At 74.7% G+C, this 18,352-nt stretch carries 24 protein-coding genes; 17 read left to right on the top strand and 7 right to left on the bottom strand.

All coding sequences use genetic code 11. The features are described 5' to 3' along the window. Window positions 1–95: 95 nt before the first annotated feature. Entirely contained in the window at window positions 96–1,103 is a 1,008-nt protein-coding gene (gene zapE / locus ABD223_RS21445; protein ID WP_344038137.1) for a cell division protein ZapE, read from the bottom strand. Between the two features lie 39 nt (window positions 1,104–1,142). Here zapE and ABD223_RS21440 point away from each other — a divergent pair, with 39 nt between their 5' ends. The 12 genes from ABD223_RS21440 to ABD223_RS21385 all read left to right on the top strand — a co-directional run bounded on the left by ABD223_RS21440 (window position 1,143) and on the right by ABD223_RS21385 (window position 7,166). Then, the gene (locus tag ABD223_RS21440) at window positions 1,143–1,892 is read left to right on the top strand and encodes a pyrimidine reductase family protein (protein ID WP_344038346.1); all 750 of its coding nucleotides are present in this window, start codon (window positions 1,143–1,145) and stop codon (window positions 1,890–1,892) included. A 152-nt stretch (window positions 1,893–2,044) separates the two neighbouring features. Beyond that, the gene (locus ABD223_RS21435; protein WP_344038345.1) at window positions 2,045–2,578 is read left to right on the top strand and encodes a sigma-70 family RNA polymerase sigma factor; all 534 of its coding nucleotides are present in this window, start codon (window positions 2,045–2,047) and stop codon (window positions 2,576–2,578) included. Further along, entirely contained in the window at window positions 2,575–3,084 is a 510-nt protein-coding gene (locus ABD223_RS21430) for an anti-sigma factor (protein WP_344038136.1), read from the top strand. The genes ABD223_RS21435 and ABD223_RS21430 overlap by 4 nt, the downstream gene beginning before the upstream one ends. Window positions 3,085–3,160: 76 nt before the next feature. Next, entirely contained in the window at window positions 3,161–3,607 is a 447-nt protein-coding gene (locus ABD223_RS21425) for an Asp23/Gls24 family envelope stress response protein (RefSeq protein WP_344038135.1), read from the top strand. Further along, on the top strand, window positions 3,604–3,861 hold the full coding sequence (locus ABD223_RS21420) for a hypothetical protein (protein ID WP_344038134.1): 258 nt from the start codon (window positions 3,604–3,606) through the stop codon (window positions 3,859–3,861). The genes ABD223_RS21425 and ABD223_RS21420 overlap by 4 nt, the downstream gene beginning before the upstream one ends. Further along, window positions 3,858–4,055, top strand: coding sequence for a hypothetical protein (locus ABD223_RS21415; protein ID WP_344038133.1), 198 nt, complete (start codon window positions 3,858–3,860; stop codon window positions 4,053–4,055). Before ABD223_RS21420 ends, ABD223_RS21415 begins: the two co-directional genes overlap by 4 nt. Window positions 4,056–4,063: 8 nt before the next feature. Then, entirely contained in the window at window positions 4,064–4,240 is a 177-nt protein-coding gene (locus ABD223_RS21410; protein WP_344038132.1) for a hypothetical protein, read from the top strand. Further along, window positions 4,237–4,515 carry an Asp23/Gls24 family envelope stress response protein gene (locus tag ABD223_RS21405; RefSeq protein ID WP_344038130.1) on the top strand — a complete coding sequence of 93 codons (279 nt, stop codon included), beginning with the start codon at window positions 4,237–4,239 and terminating at the stop codon, window positions 4,513–4,515. Before ABD223_RS21410 ends, ABD223_RS21405 begins: the two co-directional genes overlap by 4 nt. 8 nt (window positions 4,516–4,523) lie before the next feature. Then, window positions 4,524–5,054, top strand: a complete 531-nt coding sequence (locus ABD223_RS21400; protein ID WP_344038128.1) for a DUF6286 domain-containing protein — start codon at window positions 4,524–4,526, stop codon at window positions 5,052–5,054. Next, window positions 5,051–5,587: an Asp23/Gls24 family envelope stress response protein gene (locus tag ABD223_RS21395; RefSeq protein WP_344038127.1), complete on the top strand. Its 537-nt coding sequence runs from the start codon at window positions 5,051–5,053 to the stop codon at window positions 5,585–5,587. Before ABD223_RS21400 ends, ABD223_RS21395 begins: the two co-directional genes overlap by 4 nt. An 18-nt stretch (window positions 5,588–5,605) precedes the next feature. Further along, window positions 5,606–6,688: an ATP-dependent DNA ligase gene (locus ABD223_RS21390; protein WP_344038126.1), complete on the top strand. Its 1,083-nt coding sequence runs from the start codon at window positions 5,606–5,608 to the stop codon at window positions 6,686–6,688. Between the two features lie 10 nt (window positions 6,689–6,698). Beyond that, on the top strand, window positions 6,699–7,166 hold the full coding sequence (locus ABD223_RS21385; protein WP_344038125.1) for a hypothetical protein: 468 nt from the start codon (window positions 6,699–6,701) through the stop codon (window positions 7,164–7,166). A gap of 41 nt (window positions 7,167–7,207) precedes the next feature. Here ABD223_RS21385 and ABD223_RS21380 read toward each other — a convergent pair whose 3' ends face one another. Then, complete coding sequence (locus ABD223_RS21380) at window positions 7,208–8,128, bottom strand: EamA family transporter (RefSeq protein ID WP_380646752.1); 921 nt, start codon at window positions 8,126–8,128, stop codon at window positions 7,208–7,210. 80 nt (window positions 8,129–8,208) lie between these two features. Between ABD223_RS21380 and ABD223_RS21375 the strand changes: the two genes are divergently transcribed. Beyond that, window positions 8,209–9,753, top strand: a complete 1,545-nt coding sequence (locus ABD223_RS21375) for an alpha/beta fold hydrolase (protein ID WP_344038124.1) — start codon at window positions 8,209–8,211, stop codon at window positions 9,751–9,753. A 365-nt stretch (window positions 9,754–10,118) separates the two neighbouring features. Here ABD223_RS21375 and ABD223_RS21370 read toward each other — a convergent pair whose 3' ends face one another. From ABD223_RS21370 to ligD, 5 genes are all read right to left on the bottom strand, one after another. Next, window positions 10,119–10,805 carry a DUF6319 family protein gene (locus ABD223_RS21370; RefSeq protein WP_344038123.1) on the bottom strand — a complete coding sequence of 229 codons (687 nt, stop codon included), beginning with the start codon at window positions 10,803–10,805 and terminating at the stop codon, window positions 10,119–10,121. Between the two features lie 153 nt (window positions 10,806–10,958). Then, window positions 10,959–13,736, bottom strand: coding sequence for a glycosyl hydrolase (locus ABD223_RS21365; RefSeq protein ID WP_344038122.1), 2,778 nt, complete (start codon window positions 13,734–13,736; stop codon window positions 10,959–10,961). Between the two features lie 187 nt (window positions 13,737–13,923). Then, complete coding sequence (locus ABD223_RS21360) at window positions 13,924–14,151, bottom strand: hypothetical protein (RefSeq protein WP_344038121.1); 228 nt, start codon at window positions 14,149–14,151, stop codon at window positions 13,924–13,926. Between the two features lie 153 nt (window positions 14,152–14,304). After that, window positions 14,305–14,511: a hypothetical protein gene (locus tag ABD223_RS21355; RefSeq protein ID WP_344038120.1), complete on the bottom strand. Its 207-nt coding sequence runs from the start codon at window positions 14,509–14,511 to the stop codon at window positions 14,305–14,307. 180 nt (window positions 14,512–14,691) lie between these two features. Then, window positions 14,692–15,687, bottom strand: coding sequence for a non-homologous end-joining DNA ligase (ligD, locus tag ABD223_RS21350; RefSeq protein ID WP_344038119.1), 996 nt, complete (start codon window positions 15,685–15,687; stop codon window positions 14,692–14,694). A 206-nt stretch (window positions 15,688–15,893) separates the two neighbouring features. Between ligD and ABD223_RS21345 the strand changes: the two genes are divergently transcribed. Genes ABD223_RS21345 through ABD223_RS21330 form a run of 4 tightly spaced genes read left to right on the top strand, consistent with a single transcriptional unit; the run spans window position 15,894 to window position 18,283 of the window. Further along, window positions 15,894–16,445 (top strand): DUF3558 family protein, encoded by a 552-nt coding sequence (locus tag ABD223_RS21345; RefSeq protein WP_344038118.1) that lies wholly within the window; start codon window positions 15,894–15,896, stop codon window positions 16,443–16,445. Between the two features lie 38 nt (window positions 16,446–16,483). Then, window positions 16,484–16,828, top strand: coding sequence for a hypothetical protein (locus ABD223_RS21340; RefSeq protein WP_344038117.1), 345 nt, complete (start codon window positions 16,484–16,486; stop codon window positions 16,826–16,828). 24 nt (window positions 16,829–16,852) lie between these two features. Beyond that, complete coding sequence (locus ABD223_RS21335) at window positions 16,853–17,785, top strand: hypothetical protein (RefSeq protein ID WP_344038116.1); 933 nt, start codon at window positions 16,853–16,855, stop codon at window positions 17,783–17,785. Between the two features lie 6 nt (window positions 17,786–17,791). Next, window positions 17,792–18,283, top strand: coding sequence for an ESX secretion-associated protein EspG (locus tag ABD223_RS21330; protein ID WP_344038115.1), 492 nt, complete (start codon window positions 17,792–17,794; stop codon window positions 18,281–18,283). The last annotated feature ends 69 nt before the right edge of the window (window positions 18,284–18,352 follow it).

The following is an 18,352-nucleotide window of genomic DNA, read 5'->3' as shown; positions in this document are numbered from 1 at the left end:
ACACGGTGGCCCCGAACGTACGACTCGCGCGCGAGTCGAACACTCAGGTCGCGCGAGTCGTACGTTCGGGGCGCGCGAGTCGTGCGTTCGGGTGGTCAGCGGGAGAGGGCTACCAGGCGGGAGATGGCGCGCAGGTACTTCTTGCGGTAGCCGCCGGCCAGCATCTCGGCGGTGAAGAGGTCGGAGAGGGGGTCTCCGGAGACGGCGACCGGGATGTCGCGGTCGTAGAGGCGGTCGCCCAGGGCGACCAGGCGCAGGGCCACCGACTGGTCGGGGGCCGGGTGGACGCCGCTGAGGTGGACCGCGGTGACGCCGTCGACCAGTCGGCCGTAGCCGGACGGGTGGAGGCGGGCCAGGGCGCGGCAGAGGTCGGTGAAGTCGTCGAGGGTGCTGCCGGGCGTGCTCTCGGCCTTGGCGCGCAGGTCCTCGTCGGCCATCGGCGGCGGGGCGTCCGGCAGGCCGCGGTGGCGGTAGTCGGGGCCGTCCACGCGGACGACCTCGAACTTGGCCGACATCGACTGGATCTCGCGGAGGAAGTCGGCGGCGGCGAAGCGCCCCTCCCCCAGCTTGTCCGGCAGCGTGTTGGACGTGGCCGCGACCGAGACGCCCGCCGCGGTCAGCTCCTTGACCAGGCGGGTGACCAGCATGGTGTCGCCCGGGTCGTCCAGCTCGAACTCGTCGATGGCGAGCAGGCGGTGCCCGGACAGCCGCCGCACGGTCTCGGCGAAGCCCAGCGCGCCGACCAGGTTGGTCAGCTCCACGAACGTGCCGTAGGACTTCGGGCCCGGGACGGCGTGCCAGGTCGAGGCCAGCAGGTGGGTCTTGCCGACGCCGAAGCCGCCGTCCAGGTAGAGGCCCGGCTTGCCGTCGGCCTGGGTCGAGCGCTTGAACAGCGAGTCCAGCCAGCCCTTGCGACCGCCCTCGGAGACCTGCTCGGCGAACCCCCGGCAGGCCGCCACGGCCGCCGCCTGGCTCGGCTCGTCCGGGTTGGGCGCGTAGGTGTCGAAGCGGACCCCGTCGAACCTCGGCGGCGGCACCATCGCCGCGACCAGCTCGTCCGCCTCGACGTGCGGGGTTCGGTCGGACAGGCGCGTGGCGGACATGCCCGAAGCGTAACGGCGTGCTGGGATGTGGTCGTGCGGATGTTGTGGCCACCACGTGACGGCGGGATCACCGGCGAGATCACCGACGAGGAGCTGGAACGGCTCTACGACTACCCGGACGGCCTCGACCGGCCCTGGGTGCAGGTGAACTTCGTGTCCAGCGTGGACGGTGCGGTCGCGGTGGGCGGCCGGTCCGCCGGGTTGGGCAACGCCGCGGACAAGAAGGTCTTCGCGCTCGGCCGCGACCTGTGCGACGTGGTCCTGGTCGGGCACGGGACCGCGGCGGCGGAGGGCTACCAGGGCGTCAAGGCGGGCGAGGTCCGCGCCGAGCGGCGGGCCCGGCTGGGGCTGGCCCCCGTGCCGCCGATCGCCGTGGTCACCGCCCGGTGCTCGGTCGAGCCCTCGTCCCCGCTGCTGGGCGGCACGCGGGTCCCGCCGATCGTCATCACGACGGCCGCGGCGCCCGAGGGCAGGCGGCGGGCGCTGGTCGAGGCCGGCGCGGACGTGGTGGTGGCCGGTGACGGTCGGGTGGACCTCCGCGCGGCGCTGGCGGCGCTGGACGAGCGCGGCCTGCGGCGGGTCGACTGCGAGGGCGGGCCCGCGCTGTTCGGCGCGCTGATCGCGGACGACCTGGTGGACGTGCTGTGCGTGACGTTCTCGCCGCTGCTGGTGGGCGGGGACGCGGGGCGGATCGCGACCGGCCCGGAGGCGCCCCGGCAGCTGGAGCTGGCGTCGGTGCTGCACGCCGACAGCGCCCTGCTGCTGCGGTACCGCCGGGCGGACGCGTGACACCGGAACCGGACGACGAGGCGGACGACGCGCCGGGAGGCGGGGCCGGGGACGGGCCTGACGGGGTCCGGGGCGTCGCGGGGGACGAGGCCCGGAGCGCGCCGGAGGGCGAGGACCCGGGCGCGCCGGAAGACGGGGCCGGCTGTTGGCCCGTGGCGGAGGAGGACCGGTCGCTGCTGGTGGCGGCCGTGGGCGGGGATGCCGCGGCCTTCGACGAGCTGGTGCGCCGGCACACCGGGCGCATGTACCGGGTGGCGCTGCGGGTCGTGGCCGACCCGGTCGAGGCCGAGGACGTGGTGCAGGACGCGTGGATCTCGGCGTGGCGGGCGCTGCCGCGGTTCCGGGGCGACGCCGCCGCGTCGACGTGGCTGTACCGGGTGGTGACCAACGCCGCGCTGGCCCACCTGCGCCGGGCGCGGCCGACCGTGCCGCTGGAGTCCGCGCCGGAGCCGCGGGCGGACGGCGGGCCCGAGGTGTCCGTGCTGCGCAACGAGGTCGCCGACGTGGTGCTGCGCGCGGTCGCGGCCCTGGAGCCCACGCAGCGGGTGCCGCTGGTGCTGCGCGAGCTGGAGGGGCTGAGCTACGAGGAGGTGGCCGAGGTGCTGGGCATCCCGGTGCCGGCCTTGCGCTCGCGGCTGCACCGGGCGAGGGTGGCGCTCATGGCGAAGTTGGGGGACCCGCGGTGAGCGCGCTCCCCTGCGGTCGCGCCGAGGCCGACCTGGTGCGCCTGGTCACCGAGGACGACGACGCCGAGCTGGCCGAGCACGCGGCCGGGTGCCCGTTCTGCGCGGTCGAGGCGGACGCCCTGCGCGAGCGGTGGCGGCTGGTGCGGCGGGCGGCCGTGACGCCGGTGCCGACGCCGCCCGGCCTGGTGGACCGGGTGCTGGGCGCGGTGCGCGGCGGGCCGCCGGTGGTGCTGGACCAGGAGGGCGGTCGGCTGACCGTGTCCGGGCGGGCGGTGCTCGCGGTGTCGCGGCGGCTCGCCGTGGACCTCGCGGAGGGGTTCGACCTGCGCGTGCGCGGCGCGGCGGTGGAGGACGACGGCAGGCTCCAGGTGCTGGTCGCCGCCCGGTACGGCACGGCCGCGGTGGAGGCGGCGGACGCGTTGCGGTCGCGGCTGGCGGACGAGCTGGTGGCGCGACTGGGCCCGGCGGCGCCCGTGGTGGACGTCCACCTCATCGATATAGAGTGACCTGCATCACATTACCGACATGATCCGGTGACGGTCCGCATCCGAACGTGTGCACAACGACACGGAAGGGACCGCCATGTCTCAGAGCACCGCCAAGCCGGAGGGCAACGTCCCCGCCCGCCTGGCCGACGACACCTCGCAGGGCAGGACCACCATCGCGTCGTCGGTCGTGCAGAAGGTCGCGGGCATCGCGGCGCGGGAGATCTCCGGCGTGCACGCGCTCGGCGGTGGCGTGTCCCGCGCGTTCGGCGCGCTGCGCGAGCGCATCCCCGGCGCGGGCGTCGCCAACACCGCGGGCGTGGCGGTCGAGGTCGGCGAGAAGCAGGCCGCGATCGACCTGGACATCGTGGTCGAGTACGGGGCGGGCATCGTCGACCTGGCGCGGGCCGTGCGGCGCAACGTGGTCACCGCGGTCGAGCGGATCACCGGCCTGGAGGTCATCGAGGTCAACATCGCGGTCAACGACATCCACCTGCCCGAGGACGACGACGACCGGCCCACCGCCCAGAACCGCGTCGAGTGACGGACGTGGCCGAGGACGTGGAGGCGGCGCTGCTCGCGCACCCGGCCGTGGCGCGGCTCGACGACGCCTTCACCTCCTACCTGCCGGGGCGGCGCGTGGTCGGCGTCCGGGTGGCGGGGCGCGTGGGGGTCGCGGTGGTGCTGCGGCTCGGGCGGCCGATCCCCGACGTGGTCGCCGAGCTGCGGGAGCGGGTCGGCGCGGTGACCGGGCCGGCGCCGGTGGACGTCGTGGTGGCCGACCTGGTGGACGCGTGAGGCGCCGGAGCGCGGAGTTCCGCGCGTTCGTGCGGGCCAACCACCCGGACGTGGGCGGCGACCCCGACGCGTTCGCCCTCGGGTTGGCGGCGCTGCGCGAGGAGCTGGACGAGCGCTGGGACGCGCCGGTGGTGGTGGAGCGCCGGCCGTGGTGGCGCCTGCTGCGCCGGAAGCCCCGGCGGGACCTGACCTAGGAGGGCTGATGAGCGCGACGCAGATCGGGTTGTTGGCGGGCCTGGTGCTGGGCCTGGCCGCGACGAGCGGGTTCACCGCCTTCCTGGTGACCCTGGCGGTGGGGGTGATCGGGCTGGTCGTCGGCCGCGTGCTGGACGGGCGGCTCGACCTGGGCGACCTGCTCGGACGGGGGCGCGACCGGTGAGCGGCACCCTCGACATTCACCCGTCCGTGGTGCGGAAGGTCGCCGCGCACGCGGTGGGCCTGGTGCCCGGCGCGACGCCGTCGGCGGTGAAGGTGGACGGCGCGGAGGACGACGTGGCGGTGGCGGTCCGGGTGGCGCTGCCCTGGCCCGCGCCGGTCCGGGAGGCGGTGGCCGAGGTGCGGCGCAGCGTCGCCGAGGAGGTCGAGCGGATCACGGGCTACCGGGTCCGGTCGGTGGCCGTGGTGGTGGCGGAGCTGCGGGCGCGGGCGAGGTGACGGCGCGGGTGCTGCTGCGGGGGTTGCTGCGGGCGCTGTCGGCGCCGCTGGGGCTGGCGCTGGCCGCCGCCGGGCTGCTGCTGGTGGCCGAGGTGGCGTGGCGGTGGTCCGGGCGCGGCCCGCTGACCGGGGTGTCCCTGGCCGGCTGGGCGTGGACCGACCGGCCGGTCGCGCTGGTCGGCGCGGGCGTGGCGGCCGGCGGGCTGGTGCTGCTGGTCCTGGCGCTGGCGGCGCGGACGCCGGAGGTGCCGCTGGACGCGCCGGCCGACGACGTGCGGGTGGTGACCACGCCGACCTCGCTGGCCAGGGTGGTCGGGCAGCGGGTCCGGGCCGAGGAGGGCGTGTCCGGCGCGTCGGTGACGGCGTCGCGCAGCCGGGTGCGGGTGCGCGCCACGAGCCGCGTCCACGACGAGGCGTCGCTGCGACCCCGGCTGCTGGAGGCGGCGCGGTCGGCGGTCGAGGACCTGCCGCTGCCGGTCCGGCCGAAGGTGTCGGTGGTGGTCCTCTCGCCCAAGGACCGGTCCGGGGCGGCCCGGTGAACCGCGCCAACCGCACCGAGCGGGTCATGGCGGCCGTGGTCGGGCTGCTCGCGCTGCTCACCGGGGTCGGGGCGCTCGCCCTGCACCACCGGCAGGTCGACCGGCCGGTGCTGGACCCGGTCGTGCTCGACTGGGTCCGCCGCCACCCGACGCCGGTGCGGGTCGGCCTGGTCGTGCTGGGGCTGCTCGCGGTGTTCCTGGGCCTGCGCTGGGCGTGGCGGGCGGCGCGGCCCGAGGCCCACCCCGACCTGGTGGTCGACGAGCGGCTGGTGATCACGGCCAAGGCGCTGGCCGCGGCGGTGCGGTCGGACGCCGAGCAGGTCGGCGGGGTGACCGGGGCGAAGGTGTGGGTCGTCGGCACGCCCGCCCTGCGGTTGCGGCTGACGCTGCGGCGCGGCGCGGACGTCCGCGCGGTGTGGCGCGAGCTGGACGACCGGGTGCTGGCGCGGGCCCGCCGGGCGCTGGGCGTGACCTCGCTGCCCGCGGCCGTGCGCCTGGACCTGGGCGCCGAGGAGCGCGAACGCGTGCGCTGAGGCGGCCGGCCGGGCAGGATGGCCGGCGTGGCGCTCCCGCTGAACCCTCCCCTGCAACCCATGCTGGCCACCGCCGTCGACGCCATCCCCACCGACGCCGACCTGCTGTTCGAGCCCAAGTGGGACGGCTACCGGTGCCTGGTGTTCCGCGACGGCGACGAGGTGGTCCTCCAGTCGCGCAGCGGCAAGCCGCTCAACCGGTACTTCCCGGAGGCGGAGGCCGCGCTGCGGCGCACCCTGCCGCCGCGGGTCGTGGTGGACGGCGAGCTGGTCGTCGCCAAGGGCGACCGGTTGGACTTCGACGCGCTGACCGACCGCATCCACCCGGCGGCGAGCCGCATCGCGCTGCTGTCCGAGCAGCACCCCGCGAGCTTCGTCGCGTTCGACCTGCCGGCGCTGGGCGACCGGGTGCTGCTGGACGAGCCGTGCGCGAAGCGGCGCGCCGAGCTGGAGGCCCTGATCACGCCCGGCGACTCGCTCTACCTGACGCCGTCCACCGCGGACGCGGCGGTCGCCGGGCAGTGGTTCGAGCTGTTCGAGGGCGCGGGCCTGGACGGGGTGGTGGGCAAGCCGGCCGCCGCGCCGTACTCGCCCGGCAAGCGCACCATGATCAAGGTCAAGCACGCCCGCACCGCCGAGTGCGTGGTCGCGGGCCTGCGCTGGCACAAGGACACCGAGCCGGGCACCGCGGTCGGCTCGCTGCTGCTCGGCCTGCACGACGACCTCGGCGTGCTGCACCACGTGGGCGTGGTCGGGTCGTTCAAGGCCGCCGAGCGGCGGGCGCTGGCCGGCGAGCTGGGCGGGCTGGTCACCGACGGCGACCACCCGTGGCTGGTCGAGCCGGACGGCCGCCGGCTGCCCGGCGAGGTCAACCGGTGGCGCGGCAAGCAGGCCGAGTGGGTGCCGCTGCGGCCCGAGCGGGTGCTGGAGATCTCCTACGCGCAGACCGAGGGCGCCGCGCCGGCCCGGCTGCGGCACAACGGCCAGTTCCGGCGGTGGAGGCCCGACCGGGAGCCCGGGTCGTGCCGCTACGACCAGCTCGACCAACCGGCTCGTTACGACGTGGAGTCGGTCCTGCGCGGAGAGGTGCGACCCGCGTAGTCTCCCGGTCGTGGTGGGGGACGTGGACGCGCTCATCGGCGAACTGGACGAGCGGATGCGGCGGGACTGCCGCCGGCTGATGCTGTGGCGGAACGTGCACCGCACGACCGGCGTGGCCTACACGGTCGTGATGATCCTGGTGCCGGCCGTGCTCGCGGTCGGCTTCACCTCGTCGGAGACCGCGCTGGGCAAGGTGCTGCTGCTCGCGGCGGCCGTGGTGGGCGGGTTGAACGTGACGTTCAAGCCCTACCTGCACAGCAGGCAGCGCCGCGGCGACGTCAACACCATGCGCCTGCTGCACGACGAGTTCCGGGCCGAGGTCGCGGCGGGCGGCGACCGGCTCGCGGTCTACCGGAAGTACACCGCCGCCTACGCCGGCGAGTTCGAGCGGCGCGGCGGCGAGCTGCTCGACGGGAAGTTGGGCACGGAGGAGCCGCCGGAGGAGAAGGACGGGGAGGGGAAGACCGAGGGGTCCTGACCCCGAGCTGGTCCTGACCCCGAGCTGGTCCCGCGCTGCCGCTACACCTCCGGGCGGGCCGTCCGGGTCGCCCCGATGGACGCCAGCACCACGCAGAACACCGCCACCCACTGCGCCGGGTGCAGCGCCTCGTGCAGCACCACCAGGCCGGCCACCGCGGCGACGGCGGGCTCCAGGCTCATCAGGATGCCGAACACGCGCGGCGGGATGGTGCGCAGCGCCTCCAGCTCCAGCGAGTACGGGACGACCGACGACAGCAGCGCCACCGCCGCGCCCGCGGCCAGCACCACCGGGTCGAGCAGCGCCGTGCCCGCCTCGGCCACGCCGAACGGCAGCGCCAGCGCCGCGCCGAACACCATCGCCAGCGCCAGGCCCCGACCGTCGGAGGTGCGGCTGCCCAGCGCCGCGCCCAGCAGGATGTACCCGGCCCAGCAGGCGCCCGCGGCCAGCGCGAACAGCACGCCGACCGGCTCCAGGCCACCGTCCACCCTGGTCAGCAGCAGCACCCCGCCCGCCGCGAGCAGCGCCCACAGGCCGTCCAGCCAGCGGCGCGAGCCGAACACGGCCACCGCCAGCGGCCCCAGGAACTCCAGGGTGACCGCCGCGCCCAGCGGGATGTGCTTGATCGCCTGGTAGAAGCACAGGTTCATGGCGCCGAGCACCAGGCCGAACGAGCCGATGACCATCCACGTCCGCCGGTCCAGCCGCAACGACGGCCGCCACACCACCAGCAGCACCAGGGCGGCCAGCACGAGCCGCAGCGTGACCGTGCCCATCGCGCCCGCCGTGGTGAACAGCTGCTTGGCCACCGCCGCGCCGACCTGGACGCTGACCACGCCCAGCAGCACCAGCGCGGGCGGGGGGATCGCGCCGAACGCCCTGGCGGCGGAGCTGACGGGCCCCGAGCGGGGATACCTGCGTTCGGGCGTGCCCCCGACCTGCGCCATGACCACGTCACCCATCCTGACAGCCCGCTCACCGGGGCCTCACCTGAATTGTGTGAGGCTTTGCCCACGCTGTTGGGAGAGAGCGAGGACCTGCTGTGCCGCGTCGGCGTCACGTCGCCCTGATCCTGGTGGGACTGACCGCGCTGGCCGCGTGCAGCGCGGGGCCGTCGACCCGCCCGGTGATCGCCGTGCGCGGCGACGGCGGGCAGACGTCCCAGGCCGTGGTGCCCGACGGCCCCCGCGAGGTCCCGCCGCTGGCGAACTACGACCGGGAGGCCCAGGCCTGGTCGCCCTGCACCGACTCGACCAGGGACCGCATGGGCGGCACCGCGCCCGCGGGCGGCCAGGAGTACGAGTGCGCCCGGCTGACCGTGCGGCTCGACCTGCCCAGCAGGCCCGGCCGCGGCAGCTTGACGATGGCGCTGCTGCGCGTGGGCACCGGCGGCAGCCCGCTCGTGGTGGTCGGCGACGCCGAGGGCGAGCCGGGCACGCTGAAGGCCGCGCGGCTGGCGGCGGCGCTGCCCGCGCAGGTGCTGAGCACGTACACCCTGATCGGCGTCGACCGGCGGGGCACCGGCCGGTCGGACGGCGTGCAGTGCGTGCCGGACTCGTCGCGGGAGGCCATCGTCGAGGCCGACCCGGGCGAGCCGGGTTCCGAGGACCTCCAGGACGCCCTGACCAGGGCGAGCCAGGAGTGCGTGATCGACCTGGAGAACCGGCTGCCCGCGGTCGACTCCTGGCGGGCGTCGTCCGACCTGGAGCAGCTGCGCGAGGCGCTGGGCGTGCCGCACCTCAACGCCATCGGCGTCGGCGACGGCTCGAAGGTGCTCGGCCTGTACGCGAGCCGGTACCCGGACCGCATCGGCCGGGTGGTGTTCGACGGCGCGCCGGACCCGACGCTGGACGCGCAGGGCGTGGCCGAGGCGCGGGCGGTGGCGGCCGGGGAGGCGTTCGCCGCGTTCGGGCGGGACTGCGCGCTGCGCGGGTGCCCGCTGGGCTCGGGCGCGGAGGACCGGTTCGCGGCGCTGCTGGAGTCGCTGCGGGACGAGCCGCTGCGCGGCTCCGACGTCGACGTGACCCCCGGCACGGCCACGGCGGCGGTGCTGGCGGGGCTGGCGGACCGGTCGCGCTGGCCGGCGCTGGCGGACGCGCTGGTCGCGGCGGAGGGCGGGGACGGGAGCGCGCTGAGCGCCTTCGTCGAACCGCTGCTGCTCGACCAGGACGACAGCCCGCCGTGGCTGGACGCCGGGATCATCACCTCGTGCAACGACACCACGACCCGGATCCCGCCGGAGCGGGTGAACAGCCTGGCGGACGACTGGCGGGGCAAGCACCCGCTGTTCGGGGCCTACTTCGCGCGCAAGCTGCTGACCTGCGGCCCGTTCCCGGTGCCGCAGAAGGTGGACGTGCCGAAGCTGACGGGCGCGCCGCCGGTGCTGGTCCTGACCACGGCCGCCGACCCGGTGACGCCGGCGGCGGGGGCCGAGCGGGCGGCCCAGGCGCTGCCGGCGGGGATCGTGGTCGGTTGGCAGGGCAGCGGGCACGGCGCGCTGGGCCAGTCGGCCTGCGCGACGGCGGCGGCCCAGGAGTTCCTGGTCAACGCCGTGGTGCCGACCTCGGGCACGGTCTGCCCGCCCTGATCCCGGGGGCCGCGCTCCGGGAGCTGCGTCCCGGGAGCTGCGTTCCAGGGGGCTCATTCCGGGAGCTGCGTCCCAGGGGCCGCTGGGCGGTCGGGCGCTGGTCGCCGCCAGGCGGTGGCCACCGCCGGGCAACAGCCCCAGCCGCGGCCAGGCAGTAGCCACCGCCGCTGCTGGGCGATGGCCGTTGTCCCTGCCGGGCGATGATCGCCGCCGCAGCCAGGCAGTGGTCCCTCCCACCCCGCGCCTCGACCCCGGCTCGCCGACCGCCCGGTCCAGGCAGTCCAGTCCAGGCAGCCCGGTCCAGGCAGCCCGGTCCAGGCAGCCCGGCGAGCCGGCAACACGTGCCCGGTCGGCCGGTCGGCCGGTCAGCCGTTCAGGTCGTCCAGCGCCCGCTGGGCCGCCTCCAGTTCCGCGCGCAGTTGCTCGACGCGCGCGAGGTGCCGTTCCCGCGCGGCCGTGAGCACGCTCTCCACCGCCTCGTCCACCTCGGCCGGCAGCAGCTTCGCCGCCTGCGCCACCGCCGACGCCGCCACGGGCGCCGCCTTCAGCGTCCGCTTCGAGCCCCACTGCACGTCCACCGTCCACTCGCCCTCGGCGGTGGACACCAGCGTCACCGTCACCTCGGCGGGCTTGTTCTTGCGGGCGGCCGTCGGCTTCGCGGCGGGCGCGGGCCTCGGCGCGGGAGCCGGCGCGGGCTTCGGCTTGGCGGGCGGCGGTGCGGGCGTGTAGATGTGCTCGACCGGCGGCGCGGTCGTCGTCGGCGCCGCCGCCGGCTCGGGTTCCTTCGGCGCGGCGGGCGCGCGCTTGCGCGGAGCGGGCTTCTCCAGGGTCAGCTCACCGGGCGAGAACGACAGGTCGTCCTTGTCGCCCGTCGGCCGCACCTGGATGAAGTCGCCCTCCTCGGGCTCGGTGAATGCCATCACCTTGCCCGACCGGCCCGCTTCCACGCCCACCGCGGCGGAGGTGAACCAGACCGCGGGCGGGCGGCCCGCGGCCAACTCCGCGCGCAAGTGCTCGATGTCCTCGGGGGACAACGGCTTCGCCTTCGCCATCTCGGCCACCTCCACGACTCGCACATGTGTTCGGTCGTGAAGTGTGCCCTATGCCACCGACAGCGGTGGAAGTCGGTGCCGACCCCGGAACGGGGTGAGGGGCCCCGCGCGGACGTCGTCGTCCACACGGGACCCCTCACCGGGGGCTTCGGCTCAGGAGCCGAAGCTGATCCAGTTGACGTTGACGAAGTCCGCGGGCTGGCCGCTGGTGAACGTCAGGTAGACGTCGTGGCGGCCGGTCAGCCCGGAGATGTTCGCCGGGACGGTGCGCCAGCTCTGCCAGCCGCCGGTGTTGGCGATGGAGAAGCTGCCGACCGGCGTGGCCGTCGGGCTGCCGACGCGGACCTCGACCAGGCCGCTCACGCCACCCGAAGCGCCGCTGGCGACCCGGGCGGTGAACTGCCTGCCGGTGCGGGAGCCGAAGTCGACGCCCCGGTACAGCGCCCAGTCGCCGTTGGCGATGCCGGCGAGGTTCTCGCCGCCGCCGGTGTCCGACGTCGCCTCGCGCAGCAGGCCGCGGTGCTGGTCGTAGGACTCGCCCTGGATGGCGCCGAACGCGTCCCGGCTCACGGGCGGCGTGGTGGTCGTCGTGGTGGTCGTGGTCGTGGTGGTCGTCGTGGTGCTGGTGGTGGTCGTCGTGGAGGTGGGGACGACGCCGCCCGAGCCGGTGTCCGTGCCGCTGCCGGCCGGGCCGCGCCACGCGGTGGACGACGCGGGCACGCTCAGCGACTGCCCGTCGGAGAAGGTGACCGTGGTCGCCGACGTGCCCGGGTTGTAGGCGACGTAGGTGCGGGCGCCGTTCTTGTTCAGCACGGCGTGCGTGGGCACGTTCGCGGTGACCGAGGTGTCCGGCGTGCCGAAGGTGTTCAGCGAGGTCAGCCAGTGGTAGGCGTGGGCTCGGGAGTCGCCGCTCTCCGGTTCGAGGCCGCCGCCGTACTGGGTCAGCGCCTGCGCCGGGTCGGCCAGCGCGAGGAACTGGGTGATGACGTCCTTCCACTCGACCTCGGTGCCGCCGTTGTTGGCGCGCAGCTCGTTGATGTTCTGGAGGATGTCGGCCTTGTAGTCGGCGTGGTAGAGCGAGCCGCCCGTGATCGGCAGCATGTTGATGCCGTGGATCTCCTCGGGGTTGGCCGTCCACCACGTGCTGTAGCTGCCGCCCGCGCCCCAGACGATGCCGAGGGTGTCGTGCCCGTAGTTCGCCGGGAAGACCGCGTTGTCCTTGTCGAACCAGTACTGGCCGATCGTGGTCTCCTGCGTGGTGTGCAGGTAGATGCCCGCGTCGCGCAGCGCGGTGTCACCGGTGGCCTGCCCGAACAGCACGGCCGCCGTGGCGTACATCATCGCCTCGGACGAGGACTCCTCGTTGTTGCCGTGCGCGAAGCCCGCGTGGCCGGACGCCCAGCCGTGGCCCGCGTAGGCGTCGAAGTTGCGCAGGAACGGGAAGCGCGTCTCGGACCGGTCGTGGTTGTTGGCGTCCTTGAGGATCAGCTTGACCATGCCGCCGTAGCGGGCGTCGCTCGCCCACGTCGCGTCGTGCTGCGCGACGATCGCGGCGGCCAGCGCGTAATAGCCGTAGTGGAAGTGGTGGTCGTTCAGCTCGGCGTCGGTGCCGTAGCCGGCGGGGTAGCCGATCAGCGTGCCCCACGTGGCGTCGTAGGCGAAGTGCCGCCCGCTCTCGCCGGAGGACGCGGTGAGCCAGTCGGTGAGCCGGTCGCGGACCAGCGCCAGCAGCCGGTTGCGCCCGTCGGTGTAGCCGATCTGGTTGGCCACCGGCACCAGCGCGGCCAGGCGCCACAGCGCCTTGCCGGTCCAGTAGGTGTCGGCCGCGCCCTTCCACGGGTCGGCGGCGTTCAGCTCCTGGTCGATCTCCGAGCGCAGGCGGTTCTTGTCGGCTGCCGGCGACAGGGGGAGGGCCGGCAGGACGCCGTTGAACGCGCTGCGCGTGGTGAACGAGGCGCCCTCGCGCAACCGCATCTCACCGCGCGGCGAGGTGTAGCGGTAGGCGGTGGTGGAGTCGGCCGAGTTGAGCCACTGGTGCCGGTAGAGCGCCTGGAGGGTGCCGGTCTGGGTGCCCTGGCGAGCGGTCGTCGTGGCCGAGTAGGTGGCGGTGAGCTGGGCGTTCGCCGAGTTGTACGACCAGCTGACCTTGGTGTCGGTGACGAAGGAGAACGCGTAGCGCTGGAACAGGCTCAGCGCGTCCCGGCTCGGCAGCACCGCGACGGAGAAGAACGACGCGGGCGAGGTGGCCTCGGCGGTGCCGGTGACCGACCAGTTCGCCGGGGAGAACAGGGCGTAGTCGTGGCCGTTGATCGTGACGCCGAGGGTGGTGCCGGTGTTGCTCCAGATCGTGGTGGAGCCGTTGAAGCCGACCCGGGCGTTGCCGCCGGTGGCCTCCGCGTAGACGTACGGCGAGCCGTGGCCGATGGTCGTGCGCAGGGTGCGCGTCCCGTCGGTCCACAGTGGAGTGACCGTCCAGTCGGACCAGCCGTCGACCTGCGTGCGCGGCGCGTTGAGGCCGCTGACGCCGATGAACAGCTCGTCCTGGTGCATGAACTCGTAGCCGCGGCCGTCGGGGGTGACGACCGGGCTGGTCGGGTAGCCGACGCCCAGGCCCTGCGCCGCCGCGTGGAACGTCAGCGGGTGGGCGTACATGTTCTCGGAGTAGGGGTTGCCCGCGTAGCGCTGGAAGGCCAGCGAGGACCACCAGTCGTTGGTCGGGACCGGTCGGCCGGCCACCCGCGAGGTGACCTTCGGGGAGACGGCCGCGCCGTCGGAGTTGGTCGGGCCGGTGGAGCCCGCCGGCCGGGACGTGGCGTAGCTGCCGGAACCGACGGTGACGGCGCCGGCCGTTCCGGGCAGGGCCAGGGGGATGACGGCGGTCGCGGCCACGGCGACCGCCAGAGCCGCCAGGTGTGGGCGGATCGAACGCACGGGAACCTCCAGCAGGGACTCACAGCTCTGTGAGGGGGAGCGCGTGAGAGCGCTCTCACACTGGCAAACGGTAAACGCCCAGGTGCCGCCTGTCTACGGTTGGTTGCGACTTGCGGTGTCAAGCTCGCGAACGCGGCGCTCGGACCGGCCCGCGCCGCGCCTCCGTGCCCCCGCTCGTGCCGTCCCGTCAGGACGCGTCGTCGGCGGAGGCGTCCTCGGCGTCGCCGGCCCGGAGGCGGTACTCGCAGCCGTACTCGACGGCGTACTCCAGGTCGTAGTGGTGGACGATCTTGGGGCCGCCGTGGAGGTGCACGTGGGTGACGGTCGGCTTCGGCGCGACCGGCGGCTTGGCGTGCGAGTCGACCCGGCCGTCGAGGGGGCCGCCGACGAACCGCACCACGTACGCCTGCGTCATCGGTGCGCCTCCCTCTCTCCGACAGTCCCGTCCATGGTACGGGCGGACCAGTCGGACCAGGGCCGATCCGCTGCCGAAAACAGCCGGACGTACCAGCGTCCGGGCAGGTCGGCGACGGTGTCGACGGTCACGGGGCCGGCTCGGGCGACCGGGTCACCGGCGGCCCCAGGGGTACGTGGCGACGTCGTCGTCGAACGCCGCGTTCAGCTCGGCGTCGCTGATCCGGTCGTCGGGGCGCACCGCGCTGTCCCCCGCGAGGCCGGTCGCGTTGAGCAACCCCCAGACCGCGTGCGTGAGCGCAGCGTATTCCCGGTTGGTCAGGTCAGCCGGGAGGAGCACTTCCAGGCGTCTTTCGAGCACGGGCCCATCGTGCACGTTGCGCGGGCGCTGCGCGACGCCCCGGTGAACGACCTGTGGGCCGGCGGTCCCGTCCTCCGGTCGAAGCGGTTCCCGGGACCAGCGCCTGGCGCGACCGACAACGCGGATCCCCTTGCCACCGGGTCATTTCACCAGGGTGAATCTCACCCGCTCGGGTGACCGTCACTCCGCCCGCTTGCGCGACGGCTGCACGCGCGGCGGCTCGCCGGGCATCTTGGGGTAGTCGGGCGGGTAGGGCATCTCGCCGCGCTCGTCGTCGGCGTACCAGTCCAGCAGGGTTTCCAGGCCGAAGGCCTCGTCGTCCAGCGCGGCGTGCGGGTCGCCGTGCTCCGCCAGCCGTCCCGGGGCCGTGAGCACGTCGAAGTCGTCGGGGTCCACAGTGGACAGCTCATCCCACGTCACGGGCATCGACACGGTGGCCCGGGGCGTGCCGCGGACCGACCAGGCGGACGCGATGGTGCGGTCCCGCGCGGCCTGGTTGTAGTCCAGGAAGACGCGCTCGCCGCGCTCCTCCTTCCACCACGACGTGGTGGCCCGGTCCGGCGCCCGGCGCTCGACCTCGCGCGCCAGCGCGATCACCGCGTGCCGCACGTCCACGAAGTCCCACTCGGGCCGGATGCGCACGGCCACGTGGACGCCCCGCCCGCCGGAGGTCTTCGGGTAGCCGACGAGGCCCAGCTCGTCCAGCACCTCCTTGAGGACCTGCGCCACCTCCACCGCGTCCCGGAAACCGGTGCCCGGCTGCGGGTCGAGGTCGACGCGCAACTCGTCCGGCCGGTCGGTGTCGGAGCCGCGCACGGGCCAGGGGTGGAAGTCGAACGTGCCGAGGTTGGCCGCCCACGCCAGCACGGCGGGCTCGGTCGGGCACACCTCGTCGGCCGGCCGTCCCGAGGGGAACGTGACCCGTGCCGTGCCGACCCACTCGGGCGCGCCCTTGGGCAGCCGCTTCTGGTAGAACGCCTCCCCGGTCACGCCGTCCACGTACCGCTTCAGGGTGGTGGGCCGGTCGCGCAGCGCGCGCAACAGCGGTTCGGCCACGGCCAGGTAGTACTCGACCACCTGGAGCTTCGTGATGCCGCGTTCGGGGAAGTACACCTTGCCCGGGTTGGACACCCGGACCACGCGCTCACCGACGTTCAGTTCCACCGCAGGGGCCACCCGTCGAGCCTAGCCCCGCCCCCGCGCGATCACCGCACTCCTGCGGTAGTCGAATCCCTAACCCGTTCGTGTGCGAGCAGTCGAACGCACACCCCACCCGGGAACACCCCGATACAGTCCCGAGCCGACCACGGAGCGCAATCGGGGAGGTTCGTGCCGTAACCGGCGAGAGCGGTGGCCCGACGGGGGACGTCGGCCAGTACGCCATGGACCAGTACCGCCAGCAGAACGGCAGCCTGGCCGGCCTGTTCACCACGGGCCTGAGCGACATCGTCGCCGCGACCAAGGCGGTCGCCGCCGCGAGCGAGGCGCAAGCGCTCTCCGTGGACCCGCACGCGGTCGACTCGATGCTCAAGAAGCTGACCGAGATGCAGGACGCCCTGGCCAAGGTCCAGCGGCAGTCGGTCCAATTGAGCAACAAGACGCCCCTGGGCGGCGGTTACGCCGAGGAGATCGGCGCCGTGAACGGGCAACTCGGCGAACAGGTGGTCGGCGAGATCATCCCGGAGATGTCCAGGGCGATCGACGACCTGGACATCGAGCAGGAAAAAGCGTCGCCGATCACAATAGGCAAATATGACGCGACGCAGGTGGCGGCCCCACGGGGCGGTCAGGCCGGCTGCGAGGTGTTCATCCCGGTCACCGACTCGTCCACGGTGGAGATCACCGCGAACCTGAAGTCCAGTTCGACGGACACCGCGGCGGCCTGTGAGCGTGCCACCAAGGCCGCCGAGCTGATCGCGCCCAAGCTGCCCTGACCCGCTGTTCGACGCGTCCCGAGGGGGATGACACGACGATGGAGAAGCCGCCGGTCCCCGAGCCGAACGCGAACTACCCCGCGCACCAGCACGAGGACATGAAGCGGCAGGTCGAGGAGAACTTCAACCCCGGCCTCGCCGGTGAGATCGCCGGCGAGCGGGAGTCGATCGGCTCCACCTTCACGCAGTTGGCGGTGGACTTCCAGGTCATCGTCAGCGGCTCGGAGTCGGGGTGGACCGGCAGCGCCGGTGAGGGCGTCCGGGCCGCCCTGGGCAAGGTCGGCGCGTTCAGCGACATGACCGGCGACCGCTTCACCGCCACCGGCGCGGCGCTGCACGACCAGACGACCGCCGCCTCCGAGGCGAAGAGCCGCATGCCCTAGCCGGTCGAGTACAACCCCGGGAAGATGTTCACCGACGCGGCGAGCAGCGGCAACATCCTCCAGGTCGTCGCGCTGCCCGTGACCATGCCACTCCAGAAGGCCAAGTCGGAGGGCGCGAAGGCCGAGGCCGTCCAGGTGATGCAGGTGCGGGACGACGCGCTGCGGTCCGCCACCTCGTCGATGCCGACCTTCGCCGAGATCCCGACCGTGACCCAGGACCAGGGCACGGCCACCTGCACCAGCCGGACGACCTCCTCGGTCACCACGAACTCGATCAACCCGGACTCGCGGGTCGGCTCGCCGGAGACGGCGGGCACGGGGCGCGGCGACCTCGGCGGCACGACCCACGCCTCGTGGACCGCTCCGCCGAGCGTGGCGCCGCCGCCGCCGACCGTCACGCCCCCGATCAACCAGCCGCCCCCGACCGCGCCGCCGGTGCAGCCGCCGTGGGTCGCGCCGCCGGGCGCCAGGCCGCCGGGCAACCAGAACGTCCCGCCCCGCAGGCCCGTGCCACCGCCCGCGCCGCCCGGGGTCCGGCCGCCCGTCCGCCCCGGGCCTCCCGGTGGCGGCAACGCGCCCGGACGCGGTCCCGGCGGGCCCGGTGGCCGTCCCGGGATGCCGGGCGGTCCCGGCGGCACGGCCGGCGGCCCCGGTGGCGTCCCCGGCGGTCCGGGCGGCATGGCCGGGCGTGGCGGGCCCGGCGGCCCCGGCGGGTTCGGTCCGCTGGGCGCGGGCGGCCAGTCCGGTTTCGGGCCCACGGGCGCCGGCGCCACCCCCGGCCAGGGCGGCGCCGCCGGTCGCGGCACGCCGGGCTCCCCCGGCGCGGCGGGCGGCACGGGCGCGGGCGGCGCCGGTCAGGGAGCCGAGGACCAGGAGCACAAGGCCAAGTACCTCATCCCCACCGACGACTACTTCGACGACGAGCGGCTCGTCGCACCACCCACCATCGGCGAGTAGAGGCGAATGAGCACCATCGCGACGCTGTCCCCGCCCGCGTTCGAGGTCCTGTGGGAGGACCTGCGGGCGGGGTCGGTCCCCTACCCGTTCGACATCACCCCGCACGGCGCGACCCTGGACGAGCGCGCCCGCGTCCGGGCGGACGTGCACGCCGACCTCGAACGCCGGGGCCTGGTCCGCCGGGGCCGCCCGGAGCCGGAGCTGGAGGACGCGCTGCGCCTGCCGGCCACCCCGGAGACCTCGATCACCGTCCTGGGCATGCCGGACGTCGGGAAGGACGACCTGCTGCGCGCCCTGGTGGCGGCGCGCGGCAGGTACGCGGTGCTGGCCGTGCAGGGCCCGGACTCGGTGCGGCTCGACCTGCTGCGCGACGTCGGCCTGGCCCAGGCCGCGGTGAGCGTGCTGCCGCCCCCGGCAGCCCGGTCCCGGCCGGCCGGTCACCGTGCCCGCGGAGGCCCTCCGGTCCCCACCCCCCGTTACCTTCTTCGTGGTTCCTGATCAAGGAGCTGTGGTCGCCGGGTCCGGCATGACTTACGCCCCCAGTCGAAGGCATGATCCGGGGGGTGG

It is taken from the genome of Saccharothrix xinjiangensis (assembly GCF_039527585.1).
Lineage (GTDB): Bacteria > Actinomycetota > Actinomycetes > Mycobacteriales > Pseudonocardiaceae > Actinosynnema > Actinosynnema xinjiangensis.
The sequence above is the reverse complement of the archived record's forward strand: the minus strand, read 5'-3'. Positions and strand labels throughout refer to the sequence as shown.

Excerpts from the sequence above, each read along its gene's own strand:
- ABD223_RS21370 (WP_344038123.1), bottom strand. The coding sequence starts at position 10,805 with ATGGCGAAGGCGAAGCCGTTGTCCCCCGAGGACATCGAGCACTTGCGC.
- zapE (WP_344038137.1), bottom strand. The coding sequence starts at position 1,103 with ATGTCCGCCACGCGCCTGTCCGACCGAACCCCGCACGTCGAGGCGGAC.
- ABD223_RS21360 (WP_344038121.1), bottom strand. The coding sequence starts at position 14,151 with ATGACGCAGGCGTACGTGGTGCGGTTCGTCGGCGGCCCCCTCGACGGC.
- ABD223_RS21345 (WP_344038118.1), top strand. The coding sequence starts at position 15,894 with ATGGACCAGTACCGCCAGCAGAACGGCAGCCTGGCCGGCCTGTTCACC.
- ABD223_RS21425 (WP_344038135.1), top strand. The coding sequence starts at position 3,161 with ATGTCTCAGAGCACCGCCAAGCCGGAGGGCAACGTCCCCGCCCGCCTG.
- ABD223_RS21390 (WP_344038126.1), top strand. The coding sequence starts at position 5,606 with ATGGCCGGCGTGGCGCTCCCGCTGAACCCTCCCCTGCAACCCATGCTG.
- ABD223_RS21340 (WP_344038117.1), top strand. The coding sequence starts at position 16,484 with ATGGAGAAGCCGCCGGTCCCCGAGCCGAACGCGAACTACCCCGCGCAC.
- ABD223_RS21410 (WP_344038132.1), top strand. The coding sequence starts at position 4,064 with ATGAGCGCGACGCAGATCGGGTTGTTGGCGGGCCTGGTGCTGGGCCTG.
- ABD223_RS21440 (WP_344038346.1), top strand. The coding sequence starts at position 1,143 with ATGTTGTGGCCACCACGTGACGGCGGGATCACCGGCGAGATCACCGAC.
- ABD223_RS21330 (WP_344038115.1), top strand. The coding sequence starts at position 17,792 with ATGAGCACCATCGCGACGCTGTCCCCGCCCGCGTTCGAGGTCCTGTGG.
- ABD223_RS21335 (WP_344038116.1), top strand. The coding sequence starts at position 16,853 with ATGTTCACCGACGCGGCGAGCAGCGGCAACATCCTCCAGGTCGTCGCG.
- ABD223_RS21380 (WP_380646752.1), bottom strand. The coding sequence starts at position 8,128 with ATGGGTGACGTGGTCATGGCGCAGGTCGGGGGCACGCCCGAACGCAGG.